This window comes from Sphingobium yanoikuyae, assembly GCF_034424525.1.
Classification (GTDB): Bacteria; Pseudomonadota; Alphaproteobacteria; order Sphingomonadales; family Sphingomonadaceae; genus Sphingobium; species Sphingobium yanoikuyae.
In genome coordinates, this window is the sequence record NZ_CP139979.1 from 4,816,342 (window position 1) to 4,831,073 (window position 14,732).

A 14,732-nucleotide genomic window follows, 5' to 3' on the forward strand; every position below is an offset into this window, starting at 1 on the left:
CGCTCAGCCCGAACGGGAAAATAGTCTTTCAAAGGAGACATCCCATGACCCAAGACACTATCCTCATCACCGGCGCGTCGGACGGTATCGGCGCCGTCTATGCCGATCGCTTTGCCAGGCGCGGCGCCAATCTGATCCTGGTCGCCCGCCGCGCCGAGAAACTGGAAGCGCTGGCCGCTCGCCTGCGCGCCGACGGTGGCGTCAGCGTGGAAGTGATCGCCGCCGACTTGTCACAAGCCGATGATCTGGCGCGAGTCGAAGCGCGGCTGCGTGACGATGACGCGATCACCGGCCTGGTCAACAATGCCGGCATCGCCGGGGAGCAGGCCTTTGTCGAGACCGACCCGGCCTATCTCACCGGCCTGATCGACCTCAACATCCTCGCGGTGACGCGGCTGTCCCGCGCTATTGCGCCGCGGCTGGCGGCCAGGGGCGCGGGCACGCTGATCAATATCACGTCGGTCACCGCGCTGATGCCGGACGGCTTCACTGCCGTCTATCCCGCGACCAAGGCCTATGTGCTGGCCTTTACCGAGGCGCTGCAGGTCGAACTGGGCGGCAAGGGCGTGAAGGTGCAGGCGGTGCTGCCCGGCATCACCCGCACAGCCATCTGGGCGGCGGAGCAGATGGCCGGCCTGCCGCCGCACATGGTGATGGATGTCGAGGTGATGGTCGACGCGGCACTGGCCGGGCTCGACATGGGCGAGGCGATCACCATCCCTGCCTTGCCGGATAATGCCGATCTCGACGCCTATCTCGCCGCGCGGGCTGCGCTTCGGCCCAACCTGTCGCTCAAGGATGCGGCGCCCCGGTATCGGGTGACCGCCTGACCTCTTTCGTCATTCCCGCGAAGGCGGGAATCCATCTCCTGACCTTGCGTCTGGATTCATCGTTGGGAGATGGACCCCCGCTTTCGCGGGGGTGACGGGAATTTTCCAGGGAGAAGCATCATGATCCTCGGTCTTTCCATTCCCGCCTTCATCGCCCTGCATGTCGCGATCAGCCTGATCGGCATCGTCAGCGGCCTTGTCGCCCTGCCGGCCATGGCGAAGGGGCATATCCTGCCCAAAATGCAGGGCCTGTTCCTGGTGACGACCCTGCTCACCAGCCTGACCGGCTTCCTCTTTCCCTTTCGCGGCTTCACCCCGGCGATCGGCGTCGGTATCCTCTCGACGCTGGTGCTGATTATCGCCTTCGCCGCCTTTTACGGCCTTGGCCTGCGCGGCCGGGCACGGGGCGTCTATGCGGTGACCGCGACCATCGCCCTGTGGCTCAACCTGTTCGTGGCTGTCGTACAGGGCTTCCTCAAGGTGCCGGCGCTCAACCGGCTGGCGCCGACCGGCACGGAGCTGCCCTTCCTGGCGGCGCAGGCGCTGCTGCTGATCCTCATGCTGATCCTGGGCGCGGCGATCCTGCGTCAGTCCAGGCTGGCGCGGAAGGCGGCGAGCCGCTCGATCGCCTGATCCAGCGTCGCGTCCGACTTGGAGAAGCAGAGGCGGACCAGATGGGTGACCGGATCGTCGGGGTAGAAGGCGGAGATCGGGATCGCCGCCACCCCGGCTTCGTCGATGATCCGGTTGCAGAAGGTCACATCGTCCATCGTAATGCCCGACGCGGGCAGGTCGATCGACAGGAACCAGGTGGCGCCGCTCGGTTGCACGACATAGCCCGCCTGACTGAGACCCGCCGCCAGCCGATCGCGCGACGCCTGATAGGCGGCGCGCTGATCGTTCAGCCAATCTTCGGGCCAGCCCAGCCCCTGCGCCACCGCCCATTGCAGGTTGGGCGGGGTGGTGAAGGTCAGAAACTGGTGGGCGCGGGCGAGCAGGGTGGCGATCGGCGGCGCGGCGCACATCCAGCCGACCTTCCAGCCGGTGACGGAGAAGATTTTGCCGGCAGACCCGATCTTGACCGTGCGCTCGCGCATGCCGGGAAAGCCGATCAGTGGACGATGCGGCAGCCCGTCATAGACGGTCTCCTCCCAGACTTCGTCGCACAGCGCGATCAGGTCATGGGTGGTGCAGAGGTCGGCCAGCAGCGCCAGTTCCGCCTCACGCAGCACGATGCCGGTGGGGTTCACCGGATTGTTCATCAGCAGGATGCGGGTCCGGGGCGTGATCGCCGCCTCCAGCGCGTCGCGGGTGACGCGCCAGTCCGGCGGCATCAGCTTCACCACCCTGGCCACGCCGCCGACCCGTTCGACCAGCGGCAGATAGGCGTCATAGAGCGGCGCCAGCATCAGCACTTCGTCGCCGGGCCTCACCAGCGCAAGCAGGCTGGCGGCGATCGCCTCGGTCGCGCCGGAGGTGACGATGATGTCCTGCGGGCTGAGGTCCAGTCCCTGACGCCGGGCATAATGATCGGCCAGCGCGGTGCGCAGTTCGATCAGGCCGGGCATCGGCGGATATTGGCTGGAGCGGGTCAGCAGCGCATCCGCCGCCGCCTGCAGCACATCCTGTGGTCCCGGCCCTTCGGGAAAGCCCTGCCCCAGATTGATCGCGCCGGTCTCCCGCGCGCGCGCCGACATATGCTCGAAGATGGTGGTCGGCATGTCGCGATAGACGGGATGGCCAAGTCGGGTGTCGGGCAAGCGGGGCTCCATCGGATCGGCGGCGGTGGCGCAGGTCTAGAGCCTGATCGTTTGAGGTGGAAGCGCCATGCGCTTCTACCGATGACGTGAATCAGGCTCTGCTTCTTGATCCCGGTCTTTCCATTGCCTCGCGCAAACCGGTCCGGCATCATGGCGCCTCCTCATCACAGGGAGACAGACCCATGTGTTCGGACGTCGATGGCATGCATGACCAGCCGCACGGGACGCAGGAGGAGGATGGCGCCGCGCCCTCCCGCCGCGCCTTTCTGACAGCGATGACGATGGCGGGTGGGGTGGCCATGGCCGCCTTGCCGGCCGCACCCGCAATGGCGGCGCCCCCGGCCGACGGCCCGGATGCGTCGATGACGCCGGACGCCGCCCTGGCCGAGATCATGGCCGGCAATGCCCGCTTCGTCGCCGGCAAGCCGACCGCCCATCTGCAGGACCTGTCGATCATCAAGGCGCGCGCGGCCGAGGGGCAATGGCCCGTGGTCGGCGTCCTGTCCTGCGCCGACTCGCGCGTGCCGGTGGAGATGGTGTTCGACGAATATATCGGCCGGCTGTTCGTCACCCGCATCGCCGGCAACATCACCACGCCCGAAATCGTCGCCAGCCTGGAATATGGCGTGGCGGTGCTGGGGCTGAAGGCGCTGGTCGTCATGGGCCACAGCAATTGCGGCGCGGTGAAGGCGGCGATCGACAATCCCGAGGTGCCGGGCCAGATCAGCGCGCTCTTCCCCGCGATCCTGCCCGCCCTCTATCTCGCCCGCAGCAAGGATGCGGCCATCGTCACCCGCACCAATGCGCTGGTGCAGGCGGCGACGCTGGTCAACGCCTCACCGGTGATCGAGGAAAAGGTGAAGGCGGGCACGCTGAAGGTGGTCGCCGCCGTCTATGACGTGGCGACCGGCAAGGTCGACATGCTGCCGGTGCCGGCCGACATGCTGATGCGCGGCTGATCCGTCAGGGCCGGGTCGCCGCCGCATTCCAGGCGGCGACCTTCGCCTTCGTCTCTGCCAGCAGCGCGTCGAGCCGGGCGCGGTCCTGCAGCGTGCCGCGCAGGATCACCGCGTCGATCGCTTTTGTGGCGTGGATATCCTCCAGCGGATTGGCGGTCAGCAGGACCATATCCGCCTGCTTGCCTTCCGCCACCGCGCCATAGCGGTCGAGCAGGCCGAACCAGGCCGGGCCGGCACGGGTGGCGCTGGCCAGCGCCTGGGCCGGGGTCAGGCCGCGATCGACATAGAGCGCCAGTTCCTGGTGCAGGGCAAAGCCGGGATAGTCGAAGCTGTTGAGGAAGCCCGCATCGGTGCCGGCCATGATGGTGACGCCGGCCTGCTGCAACAGCGGCAGGATCGCGGCATTATGCTCGTAGATGGCGTGACGCTGGGCGATCTGATCGGGCGTGGCCTTTGCCGCGCGCTCGATCCGCCAGTCATAGGTCTTGCGCAGGCGCGGGCCGATATAGGCCAGTTCGGGATCGGCGCTGTGATCATTCTGGTCGAGATAGGCGACGGTGCGCGAGATGCTGAGCGTCGGCGTCACGAACACGCCGCGCGCCGCCATGTCGCGATAGGCGGCCATGGCGGTGGCTTCGTCAAAGCCGGCGTCCAGTTGCGCGCTCGCCTGTGCCCGGTCGATCCTGCCGGCGGCGAAATCGGCGGTGATCCGCGCCTCATCCTTCACGCCCGCCTTGTGCGCATAGTCGATATGCTCGATCGAGCTGATCCCGGCCTCGATCGCCTGGCCGACGGTCAGCGCCATCGGAATATGCCCCGATGCGCGCAGCCCGGCGCCGCGCGCCTTGCGCACGGCATAGAGGAACAGATCGGGCTTAAGGGTGCTGTCGGTGATCTTGACGAAATTGACGTTCAGTTCTTTCAGCTTGGCGATCGCCTGGTCGACATCGGCCTCCGACCCGGTTTCCAGCGTGCCCTTCCACACCGGCTTGATCCCCTCGATCTTGGGGCCGGAACTCAGCAGGGTCGGGCCAAACAGCCGCCCGTCGGCAATCTCGCCGCGCCAGCGCAGCACATCATAGGGCAGGTCGCCCGACGCATCGCGCACGGTGGTGATGCCGTTGGCGATATAGAGCGGCAGCAGCGCCTTATTCTCTTCGATCAGCTCCGGTCCGCCGCCGAAATGGACATGCATGTCCCACAGGCCGGGGATCAGATAGCGGCCCCTGGCCTCGACATTCTTGCCCGCGCGCCAGGCGGCGGCGATCGTGGCGTCGTTGCCGACCGCGACGATCCGGTCGCCCCTGGTCGCGACCGCCTGGTCGGGGACCAGCCGGCCATGCTCGACATCGACCAGCGTCGCATGGCGGATCAGCAGGTCGGCGCGGGCCGGCGCGGTCTTTGCCGCGGCGGGCAGGGGCAACAGGGCAGTGGCGGCCAGCAGCGCGGCGAGAAGCGTCTTCATGAAAATCCCCGGTTCTTGTGCGGCGCGCAGGATAGGCAGGGGCTGCATCATCGACAAACAACATATATGAATGGCAATCATTCATGATCCAAATGGAATGCCATGCTCGATCCGCGCCTGCTCCGTGCCTTTGTCGCGATCGCCGACAGCGGCAGCTTCACCATCGCGGCGCAGCGGCTGCACATGACCCAGTCGACCATCAGCCAGCAGCTCGGCCGGCTGGAACAGGCGGTGGGGCATATGCTGGTCGATCGGGCGGCACGGCCGGTGCGGCCGACCGCGGCGGGCGAGCGGCTGCTGGGCCATGCAAGGCGCATCCTGTCGCTGCAGCAGGAGGCGGAAAGCCTGCTCGCCGATCCGGCCGGCAGCGCGTCGATCCGCATCGGCCTGCCCGACGACATCGCCAGTCGCGACATGATGCGGGTGTTCGCCCGCTTTTCCGAGCAATATCGGGCGGTGCGGCTGGACGTTACTACCGGGCTCAGCCGCGATCTCACGCGCCGATACCGCGCGGGCGAGTTTGACATCATCGCTGTCAAGGAACCGACGCCGAGCGCCGATTGTCGCGCGAGTTTCGCCGAACCGATCGGCTGGCATGAAAGCGCGGACCGGCAGGGCGACTGGCCCGATCCCCTGCCGCTGGTCGCCTTTCCGGCGGGCGGCCTCTATCGCGATGCGATGTTCGACCGGATCGGGCGGGAGAGGCGGCGCTGCCATGTCGCCTTCACCGGCAGCGACCTCACCAGCGTGCTGACCGCGGTGGAGGCGGGCATGGGCCTGTCGCTGGTGCCGATGCGCGCGGCGACCGGGCGGGCGGTGCGACCCTATGCGCCCTTCGGGGCGGAGGTCGAAATGCGCGTGTCGCTCTATGCCTGGGACGATGCCGGGCCGACGGCTGAACTGGTCGCGCAGATGGCGGCGGTGCTGGCGGCGCGGTAAGAGCGGCGGCCGCTTGCGCGGCCGCAACTGGGTCTAAGCGGTGCGGCACCTTGCGGTGCCGAATAAACCGGATGACCGTCCCCCGGACGGTCATTTAATCCGGTTTATTCCCACTCGATCGTGCCGGGGGGCTTGCTGGTGTAGTCATAGACCACCCGGTTAATGCCCTTCACCTCATTGATGATGCGGGTCGCGACGCGGCTGAGGAAGGCGGCGTCGAAGGGGTAGATGTCGGCGGTCATGCCGTCGGTCGAGGTGACCGCGCGCACCGCACAGACGCTGTCATAGGTGCGGTGGTCGCCCATCACGCCGACGGTGCGGACCGGCAGCAGCACGGCAAAGGCCTGCCAGATCGCGTCGTAGAGGCCGGCGTTGCGGATTTCCTCCAGATAGATGAAGTCCGCCTTGCGCAATATGTCGCAGCGTTCCTTGGTCACTTCGCCGGGGATGCGGATGGCAAGGCCCGGCCCAGGGAAGGGATGGCGGCCGACGAAAATGTCGGGCAGGCCCAGTTCCTTGCCCAGCACGCGCACTTCGTCCTTGAACAATTCACGTAGCGGCTCGACCAGCTTCATGTTCATGCGTTCGGGCAGGCCGCCGACATTATGGTGCGACTTGATCGTCACGGAAGGCCCGCCGGTGAAGCTGACCGATTCGATGACGTCGGGATAGAGGGTGCCCTGCGCCAGGAAGTCGGCGCCGCCGATCTTGGCGGCTTCTTCCTCGAACACGGCGATAAATTCGCCGCCGATGAACTTGCGCTTCTTTTCCGGATCGGTGAGGCCGGCGAGGCCGCCCAGGAAGCGTTCCTCGGCGTTCACATGCACCAGCTTGATGCCATAATGTTCGCGGAACAGGCTGACGACCTGCTCGGCTTCGCCCAGGCGCATCAGGCCATGGTCAACGAACACGCAGGTCAGCTGATCGCCGATCGCTTCATGAATGAGGACCGCCGCCACCGCGCTGTCGACGCCGCCCGACAGACCGCAAATGACCCGGCCATTGCCGACCTGTTCGCGAATCTCGGCAATCTTGACCTGCCGGAACTCGGCCATGGTCCAGTCGCCGGCGAGGCCGCAGACATGGCGGACGAAATTGGCGATCAGCTTACCACCGTCGGGCGTGTGCACGACTTCGGGGTGGAACTGCGTGCCGTAGAATTTCCGTTCCTCGTCGGCGATCACCGCGAAGGGCGCGCCGTCCGACACGGCCACGATCTTGAAGCCGGGCGCGAATTTCGTGACCTTGTCACCATGGCTCATCCACACCTGATGCCGCTCGCCGACTTCCCACAGTCCGTCGAACAGGGCGCAGGGTTCGGTCACGGTCAGGAAGGCGCGGCCAAATTCGCCGCCTTCGCCGGTCTCGTGACCGGGGCGCACTTCGCCGCCCAACTGATGGCTCATCACCTGCTGGCCGTAGCAGATGCCCAGGATCGGCACGCCGGCGTCGAACAGGGCCTGCGGCGCACGCGGGCTGCCTTCCTCCGGCACGCCGGCGGGCGAACCGGACAGGATGATGCCCTTGGGCTTCATGCGGTCGAACGCGGCCTGGGCCTGGGTGAAGGGGGCGATCTCGGAATAGACGCCGGCTTCGCGCACGCGCCGGGCGATGAGCTGAGTCACCTGGCTGCCGAAGTCCACGATAAGGATGGAATCCTGAAGGGGCAGCGTCATCGAATCGCCTTTATATCGAGCGTGGGAAGGGATTCGCGCCCGGTTAGTCGCACCGCCCCGATATGTCCAGTTTTCCCGGTTCAGAGCATCATCCGATTAGGGTAAATCGGATGATGCTGTGATTTCCTTTTGTTTGCCGCATTCTGCGAGTCGTCGGCTGTTCCAGCCGACTTCAGAATGCTCTAGGCCGGCGCATGGCCATCCTGTTTGCGTCCCGCTGCGCGGCCGAGCAGGGCGGCGCCGGCGAGCACCAGCGCCGCGATCAGGAAGGCGCTGCCGATGAAGGGCAGGATCGGGCGGGTGCCGACCGAGGCGGAATAGACCGCGCCGAAGAATAGCGGGGAGACAATGCCGGCGATCGCGCCGACACTGTTGTTGGCGCCCTGCAACTGGCCCTGTTCGCTTTCGGAGACGCGCTGCGTCATCAGCGACTGGATGGTCGGCATGGCGAGGCCCCAGAGCGCATTGGGGAACATGGCGGCGACGAACAGCCAGCCGGTGGGGGCCAGGCCCATGGCGGCGATGCCGACCGCGCCGAAGCCGAGGCCCACGACCATCGTCGTGCGATCGCCCAGCCGCTTGACGACCGGGCCGACCAGCAGGCCCTGCACCGCCATGTCGAGCAGGCCGACCATCGCCAGCAGGGTGCCGACCTGCCAGGCGCCCCAGCCATAGCGGTCGCCGGCATAGAGGACGAACACGGCCGAGAAGAGATGATGGGCGAAATAGAGGAGGAAGTTGACGATCGCGAGGCTCGACAATTCGGGGTGCGAGCGCAGCAATTGCAGCGCGCCGAAAGGATTGGCGCGGCGCCAGCTGAAGGCCATGCGCTTTTCCGGGGCGAGCGATTCCGGCAGCACGATGAGGCCATAAAGGAAGGCGAGGCCGGACAGACCCGCCGCCGCCCAGAAGGGCGCGCGGTGCGAGATTTCGCCCAGCACCCCGCCCAGCAGCGGCCCGGCGACGAAGCCCGCGCTGAACGCTGCGCCGATCAGGCCATAGCCGCGCGCCCGGCCCTCGGGCGGGGTGATGTCGGCCATATAGGCGAAGGTGGAGGTGAAGCTGGACGAGGTGATGCCGGCAAGGATGCGGCCCAGCGCCAGCCACCAGAGATTGGGCGCCAGCGCCATCAGCACATAGTCGAGCGCCAGCCCCGCGACCGAGATCAGGATCACCGGCCGGCGCCCGAAGCGATCGGACAGCGAGCCGATCACCGGCGAGCAGAGAAACTGCATCGCTGCCCAGAGCGCGACGAACAGGCCATTCCACAGGCCCGCGCTGGTGCTGGAGCCGGACAATGTCTCGATCAGCTGCGGCAGCACCGGAATGACGATGCCCATTGACATGACGTCGAGCAGCGCCGTCACCAGGATGAAGGCGATGGCGGCGGTGCGGCGCGGATGGGCGGGGGCGGTCATGGCGCAGGCGCTATCCTGCCGGGATGGCGATGCCAAGCGCGATGGCGCGATGGCGCGATGTTCAGGCATGGGGCGCCGTTTCAGCATGTCTGACGCCCCAAAAAAAAAAGGGCCGCCCCGGCGGGACGGCCCCAGCTCATGCTATGGGATGCATGAAGGGATCAGCGCTGCTCGCGATCCTGATTGTCGCGGCGTTCCTGCTGGCCGCCGCCCTGCTGGCGACGCTGTTCATCCTGTTGGTTCTGCTGGTCGGGCTTGCCGGGCTGACCGCCCTGCTGACCGGGATTCTGGTTCTGGTTCTGGTTTGCCATCTCACACTCTCCTAACGGGCATCATAACCCGCCTGCGCTCAACTTGGGCCGGCGCAGCGATGTTCCGAAAAATCATGCTGATCGAAATCAAGTCCGCCACAAGTTGCGGACAAGCTGCCATATTTCCTGTGTCTCGCCCAAAATTGGATCGATCGGAACGCCTGATGCGGCGATGGCGTCATGAGACTGTCCTGTCGGCTTGCGCGGCGGTGAGCTTGGGCTAGTCTGCGCCCGTCCACAGCAGGAGAGCGCCGATGACCACCGATCGCGATGATGTGCCGTCCCCCGTCGAGCGGCTGGCGGAGGATCGCAACTGGATCGCCTCGACCGGGCTCAGCCGGCGTCACATCCTGGCCGGGGGCGCCTTTGCCGCCGGTTTCGCCGCCGCCTGCCAGCCGGTCGCGGCCAGCACCATCCAGACCCCGGCCGATGGGCTGGTGGAGGAAGCCGTCTCGATCCCGACCAGCGACGGTTTTGCCATGCCCGGCTTCGTCGCCCGGCCGGCGGGCAAGCAGAAGGCGCCGGTGATCGTCGTCGTGCATGAGATTTTCGGCGTCCATGAATGGGTGCGCGACATGTGCCGGCGCTTCGCGAAAGCGGGCTATCATGCCGTCGCGCCGGATCTGTTCGCCCGCCATGGCGATGCGACCAAGATCAGCGACTTCAAGCAATTGGTGGCGGAGATCGTGAGCAAGGCGCCCGATGCGCAGGTCTTGTCCGACATCGATGCCACTTATGCCTTTGCCGGCGCCCATGGCGGCGACGCGTCGCGGCGCGGCATTACCGGCTTCTGCTGGGGTGGCCGGGTGGTCTGGCTCTACGCCGCGCACAGCGCCGCGCTCGACGCCGGCGTCGCCTTCTATGGCCGGCTCGTGACCCAGAAGAACGACCTCCAGACCCTGTCTGTGATCGAGGAGGTGGGGCAGCTCAAGGCGCCGGTGCTCGGCCAATATGGCGAGCTGGACAAGGGCATACCCCAGGCCGATGTCGAGGCGATGCGCGGCGCGCTCAAGGCGGCGGGCAAGTCGCCGCCCGATGCGATCACGGTCCATGCCGGCGCCGACCATGGTTTCATGGCCGATTATCGGCCCAGCTATAATGAAGCAGCGGCGAAGGCCGCCTGGACCGAAACGGTCGGCTGGTTCGACAAATATGTGAAGGGGTGACCGGCACCCCTTCGCCGTTGCGCCTTATTTCTGCTTCATCGCCTCGACGGCAGCCAGCGTGCTCTTCACATGGCCGGCATAGCTCATCTCGCTATGGACGAAGGCGATGCGGCCGCTGGGCGCGATCACATAGGAGGTGCGGTCGGTCATGCCCGGCCGCATCTTGAGCGCGACATCATAGCCCGACACGATGTTCGGCCCGGCCGAGGCGACCGCGAACTTGCCGGCGCATTCCTTGGTGGAGAAGGCGACCAGATCGTCGACCGGATCGGCCGACATGCCGATCACGGTGGCGCCCGCCGCCTTGAACTTGTCGATATTCTCCGCGAACTCGCGGGCCTCGGCGGAACAGCCCGGCGTGAAGGCCTTGGGGAAGAAATAGAGGACCACCGGCCCGCGCTTCAACTGATGCGACAGGGTGACGGTGAAGGTCTTGCCGGCCAGCGCGCCGCGGGTGGTGAATTCCGGCGCCTTGGCGCCGACCGCCAGTGCCGCCATGCTGCCCTGCGTGCCCAGGGCTGCGGCCGCCAGGGCCAGGATGATCTTCGCGCTCTTCATAATCTAGCTCCCATGGGTCGGTCAGGCGGCGGGGGTGGGCGGTTCCCACAATTCGATGGCATTGCCCTCGGGATCATGGATGCGGGCAAAGCGCCCGACATCGGGATGATCCCATTCGGGCTTGGTGATGGCCTCAACGTCCGCCGCGCGCAAGTCCGCCAGCAGCCCGTCGAGATCGGACACGCGCAGATTGATCATGAAGCTCTTGTCGGCGGCGAAATAGTCGCTGTCCTGCTTGAACGGCGAAAAGACCATCGGCCCGCCTAGCGTCTGCCAGACATATTCGTTGACCGCCGGAATGTCGGGATCGGCGCTGCATCCGCCGCCGACGCCAAGATGGGTGCGATACCAGGCGGACAGCGCCTGCGGATCACGCGCGCGAAAGAAAAGTCCGCCCATTCCCAGGACCGGCATGGCATCCCTCCTCGATTGTCTCTGTGGTGATAGCATGGCTGCGATGGCCGGTCACGCGGGGGTTGGGGGAACCCGATGCCGCCCTGCCGGGTTGGCATCGCATGCGTAACCATTTCCTCCTCGCCCTTCCGCTGCTGCTGCTCGCCGGTTGCGGCAGCAAGGAACAGAATCAGTCCGGCATGGTCACCAACATCCTGGACCAGGCCTTGCCCAGCACGCGCGATGTCCCGCCCGGCGCCAACGCCATCACCCCGGTCGAGCCTGCGCCCGACCTGCCGGTGGCCAAGGGCGACGCGATCCACGCCAACGCGATCCCGATCGCGTTGCAGGGGCGCTGGACCGGTACCAATGAGCGCTGCGGCGACCGGGCGGCGGCCCAGGCGCTGGAACTGACCGCGGCCAGCCTGATCTTCCACGAGAGCGTCGGCACGGTGCAGCGTGTCACGCGCGAGGGGGAGGGGCGGCTGGCGGTCGTTGCCAATTTCACGGGGGAGGGCGAAAGCTGGACCCGGACATTGATGCTGCGTCCCTCGACCGATGGGCAGCAGCTTACCATCACCAATGACGGCACGGCGATCGTGCGCAAGCGCTGCACCCCGGCCGCCTGAACCGCTTCCCCCGGCGCGCAGTCCTCGCTACAGCGGCGCGATGATCGGCCGCCTCACCCTGAGTGATTTCCGCAACCATGCGGACGCGCTGATCGTGCCCGACCAGCCGTTCGTCCTGCTGACCGGCGATAATGGCGCGGGCAAGACCAACATATTGGAAGCGGTATCGATGCTGGCGCCCGGCCGGGGGCTGCGCGGCGCGGCACTGCGGGCGATGACGCGGCAGGATGGCGGCGGCAGCTTCGGCATCGCGGCGGAGGTGGATGGCGTGGTGCTGGGCACCGGCGTCAGCGCGGATGCGCCCGACCGGCGGCAGGTGCGGATCGGCGGTGTCGCCTCGTCCGCCAATGCGCTGGCCGATCATCTCTCGATCGTCTGGTTGACGCCGGCGATGGACCGGCTGTTCCTCGACAGTCCTGGCGGTCGCCGCCGCTTCCTCGATCGCCTCACCCTGGCGCTCCATCCCGGCCATGCCGCGCACAGCGCCCGCTATGAAGCGGCGATGCGCGCGCGCAACCGGCTGCTGACCGATCTGCGCCGGGCGGACCCGGCATGGATCGGCGCGCTGGAGGCGCAGATGGACGAGCATGGCACGGCGCTCGCCGCTGCCCGCGCCGATCTGGTCGCGCGCCTCAACCGGCAATTGGTCGATCAGCCCGACGAGCCCTTCGCCCGGCCCCTCATCCGAATCGCGCGGGAGGATGGTGCCAGCGACGAACCGTTCGGCCAGCGGCTTGCCCGCGAGCGGCGACGCGATGCCGCGGCCGGCCGCACCCTGTCGGGGCCGCATCGTCATGATCTGGATGTCATCCACATCGCCAAGAATCAGGCGGCGGCGCTCTGTTCGACCGGCGAGCAGAAGGCGCTGCTGCTCTCGATCCTGCTGGCGCATGCGGCTCTGGTGTCGGCTGATCGCGGCCAGCCGCCGGTGCTTCTGCTCGACGAAGTGGCGGCGCATCTCGACCCGTCGCGACGAGCTGCGCTGTTCGACCGATTGCGTGAAACCGGCGGCCAGGTCTGGATGACCGGCACGGAAGATAGTCTTTTCAACGAGTTGAACGGTGCAACCCGGCTCCATGTAACGGCCGGGCATGTTTTTCGTTCCGCAGCATGACGCATCGCAGCAACGACTCATCGCTCGGTGGTTTTCAAGACGAACGGCGTCTGCCCTAAGGAGGTCATCGGGGATTATACCTACCTACAAGTCGGGGGTCGCAAGGAATGATCGGTGGTTTTCGCGCGCTGTTCGCAGCCGCCATGCTTGCGCTCGGTGCCTTCTCTGCCGTTCCCGCCACCGCCGGTGTCCTGCAATGCGCCCCCTTCGCCCGCGAAGTCTCCGGCATCGAGATTTTCGGCAATGCCAACACCTGGTGGAACCAGGCCGCCGGTCGCTACGACCGTGGCCATGAGCCCCGCGTCGGCGCCGTCCTCTCCTTCGCGTCCAGCCGCGCCATGCCGGTCGGCCATGTCGCCATGGTCAGCAAGATCGTCAATGATCGCGAAGTGCTGCTGACCCACGCCAATTGGTCCTATCGTGGCGGTGTCGAGCGCAATGTCCGCGCCATCGACGTGTCGCCCAACAATGACTGGACCGACGTGCGCGTATGGTATGGCCCGATCGGCGACGTCGGTCTGCGTTCGAACCCGACCAACGGCTTCATCTATGCCGACAAGCCGGAAATCGATCAGCCGGTCCAGATCGCCCTGGCCGATCGCGCCACCGCCGGCACCGACAGCGCCAAGGGTGCTTTCTGAGCCGTTAACCCAATCCTTACGGATGGGGCTCTAGGGTCGATCGCGGTGGGGCGATACTCGACGCTTAGAGGTCGCATTAAATGTTTCGATATGTCCGCTGGATGGCTTTGCTGTCCGGCCTGACGGCGGCGCCCGTGCTGGGCGCCACGGCGCTGCAGTGCGTTCCTTATGCGCGCATCGTGTCGGGCGTGGAAATCTATGGTGATGCGCTGACCTGGTGGGACCAGGCGCAGGATCATTACAAGCGCGGCAGCATCCCAAAAAAGGGCGCGGTGCTCGCCTTCCGGCCCGTCGGGCCGATGACCCTGGGCCATGTCGCCGTGGTCAGCCGGATATTGGATGATCGCCGCGTGCTGATCCGCCACGCCAACTGGTCGTCGCCTGGTGCGATCGAGGAGGATGTGCTGGCGATCGACGTGTCGGACGCGGGCGACTGGAGCCAGGTGCGCGTCTGGCACAGCCCGACCGGGCAGATGGGCGCCCGCATCAACCCGACCTTCGGCTTCATCTATCCGGCCAAGGCGAAACTGCATCCCTTCACGCCGGATCCGGCGCTGGGCAGCAGCCTTCGCTATGCCAGCGCTGGGGCCGGCACAGGCGATGGTGAGGACGGTGCGGAGGCTGCGCCGCTGCCCAGGGCGGCGACACGGATGGCGTCGGTCCAGACGCATGCGATGGTGGCGGCGGTTTCGCCCAAGCCTGCTGCGCCCCGGCGCAAGGCGGCGCCCCGTATCGAGGCGGACCCGTTCATCATCGAATATGCGGACAACAGCCCGTCGGATCGCTCGCTGGGCGACGTCATCGCCGACGTGAAGCGCGAATCCCTGATGAACTGACCGGCCCCCGCGATCGAGCGGGGACCGGCCTTATCTG

The 14,732-nt window shown here is 66.7% G+C and carries 16 protein-coding genes; 10 read left to right on the forward strand and 6 right to left on the reverse strand.

Going from position 1 to position 14,732, the window contains the following annotated elements; translation table 11 throughout:
* Nucleotides 1–44: 44 nt before the first annotated feature.
* Both U0025_RS22405 and U0025_RS22410 read left to right on the forward strand, forming a co-directional pair.
* Nucleotides 45–830: an SDR family NAD(P)-dependent oxidoreductase gene (locus tag U0025_RS22405; RefSeq protein ID WP_004209846.1), complete on the forward strand. Its 786-nt coding sequence runs from the start codon at nt 45–47 to the stop codon at nt 828–830.
* Nucleotides 831–950: 120 nt separating this feature from the next.
* Nucleotides 951–1,463 carry a hypothetical protein gene (locus U0025_RS22410; protein ID WP_004209847.1) on the forward strand — a complete coding sequence of 171 codons (513 nt, stop codon included), beginning with the start codon at nt 951–953 and terminating at the stop codon, nt 1,461–1,463.
* Here the strand turns inward: U0025_RS22410 and U0025_RS22415 are convergent.
* Nucleotides 1,418–2,602 (reverse strand): aminotransferase, encoded by a 1,185-nt coding sequence (locus U0025_RS22415; protein WP_037490842.1) that lies wholly within the window; start codon nt 2,600–2,602, stop codon nt 1,418–1,420. The genes U0025_RS22410 and U0025_RS22415 overlap by 46 nt on opposite strands.
* Nucleotides 2,603–2,772: 170 nt before the next feature.
* Between U0025_RS22415 and U0025_RS22420 the strand changes: the two genes are divergently transcribed.
* Complete coding sequence (locus U0025_RS22420) at nt 2,773–3,549, forward strand: carbonic anhydrase (RefSeq protein ID WP_004209850.1); 777 nt, start codon at nt 2,773–2,775, stop codon at nt 3,547–3,549.
* Between the two features lie 4 nt (nt 3,550–3,553).
* Here the strand turns inward: U0025_RS22420 and U0025_RS22425 are convergent, their stop codons facing one another.
* Nucleotides 3,554–5,014 (reverse strand): amidohydrolase family protein, encoded by a 1,461-nt coding sequence (locus U0025_RS22425; protein WP_004209851.1) that lies wholly within the window; start codon nt 5,012–5,014, stop codon nt 3,554–3,556.
* A gap of 102 nt (nt 5,015–5,116) precedes the next feature.
* Between U0025_RS22425 and U0025_RS22430 the strand changes: the two genes are divergently transcribed.
* Nucleotides 5,117–5,953 carry a LysR family transcriptional regulator gene (locus U0025_RS22430; RefSeq protein WP_004209853.1) on the forward strand — a complete coding sequence of 279 codons (837 nt, stop codon included), beginning with the start codon at nt 5,117–5,119 and terminating at the stop codon, nt 5,951–5,953.
* A gap of 104 nt (nt 5,954–6,057) precedes the next feature.
* Here the strand turns inward: U0025_RS22430 and guaA are convergent, their stop codons facing one another.
* Nucleotides 6,058–7,629, reverse strand: coding sequence for a glutamine-hydrolyzing GMP synthase (gene guaA, locus U0025_RS22435; RefSeq protein ID WP_004209854.1), 1,572 nt, complete (start codon nt 7,627–7,629; stop codon nt 6,058–6,060).
* Nucleotides 7,630–7,811: 182 nt separating this feature from the next.
* A complete protein-coding gene (locus U0025_RS22440) occupies nt 7,812–9,047 on the reverse strand; it encodes a TCR/Tet family MFS transporter (protein WP_004209855.1) in 1,236 nt (411 codons plus the stop codon).
* A gap of 152 nt (nt 9,048–9,199) precedes the next feature.
* Here U0025_RS22440 and U0025_RS22445 point away from each other — a divergent pair, with 152 nt between their 5' ends.
* Together U0025_RS22445 and U0025_RS22450 are read left to right on the forward strand one after the other, a co-directional pair.
* The gene (locus tag U0025_RS22445; RefSeq protein WP_169331139.1) at nt 9,200–9,373 is read left to right on the forward strand and encodes a hypothetical protein; all 174 of its coding nucleotides are present in this window, start codon (nt 9,200–9,202) and stop codon (nt 9,371–9,373) included.
* A 239-nt stretch (nt 9,374–9,612) separates the two neighbouring features.
* Nucleotides 9,613–10,524 (forward strand): dienelactone hydrolase family protein, encoded by a 912-nt coding sequence (locus U0025_RS22450; protein ID WP_004209858.1) that lies wholly within the window; start codon nt 9,613–9,615, stop codon nt 10,522–10,524.
* 24 nt (nt 10,525–10,548) lie between these two features.
* Here the strand turns inward: U0025_RS22450 and U0025_RS22455 are convergent, their stop codons facing one another.
* On the reverse strand, nt 10,549–11,082 hold the full coding sequence (locus tag U0025_RS22455) for a peroxiredoxin (RefSeq protein ID WP_004209859.1): 534 nt from the start codon (nt 11,080–11,082) through the stop codon (nt 10,549–10,551).
* Nucleotides 11,083–11,103: 21 nt separating this feature from the next.
* Nucleotides 11,104–11,496 carry a VOC family protein gene (locus U0025_RS22460; RefSeq protein WP_004209861.1) on the reverse strand — a complete coding sequence of 131 codons (393 nt, stop codon included), beginning with the start codon at nt 11,494–11,496 and terminating at the stop codon, nt 11,104–11,106.
* Nucleotides 11,497–11,597: 101 nt separating this feature from the next.
* Between U0025_RS22460 and U0025_RS22465 the strand changes: the two genes are divergently transcribed.
* The 4 genes from U0025_RS22465 to U0025_RS22480 all read left to right on the forward strand — a co-directional run bounded on the left by U0025_RS22465 (nt 11,598) and on the right by U0025_RS22480 (nt 14,695).
* Nucleotides 11,598–12,104, forward strand: a complete 507-nt coding sequence (locus U0025_RS22465; protein ID WP_004209862.1) for a hypothetical protein — start codon at nt 11,598–11,600, stop codon at nt 12,102–12,104.
* A gap of 40 nt (nt 12,105–12,144) precedes the next feature.
* Nucleotides 12,145–13,218, forward strand: a complete 1,074-nt coding sequence (recF, locus tag U0025_RS22470) for a DNA replication/repair protein RecF (protein ID WP_004209863.1) — start codon at nt 12,145–12,147, stop codon at nt 13,216–13,218.
* Between the two features lie 107 nt (nt 13,219–13,325).
* Nucleotides 13,326–13,859, forward strand: coding sequence for a CHAP domain-containing protein (locus U0025_RS22475; RefSeq protein ID WP_004209865.1), 534 nt, complete (start codon nt 13,326–13,328; stop codon nt 13,857–13,859).
* A gap of 80 nt (nt 13,860–13,939) precedes the next feature.
* On the forward strand, nt 13,940–14,695 hold the full coding sequence (locus U0025_RS22480; protein WP_004209866.1) for a CHAP domain-containing protein: 756 nt from the start codon (nt 13,940–13,942) through the stop codon (nt 14,693–14,695).
* Nucleotides 14,696–14,732 lie beyond the last annotated feature (37 nt).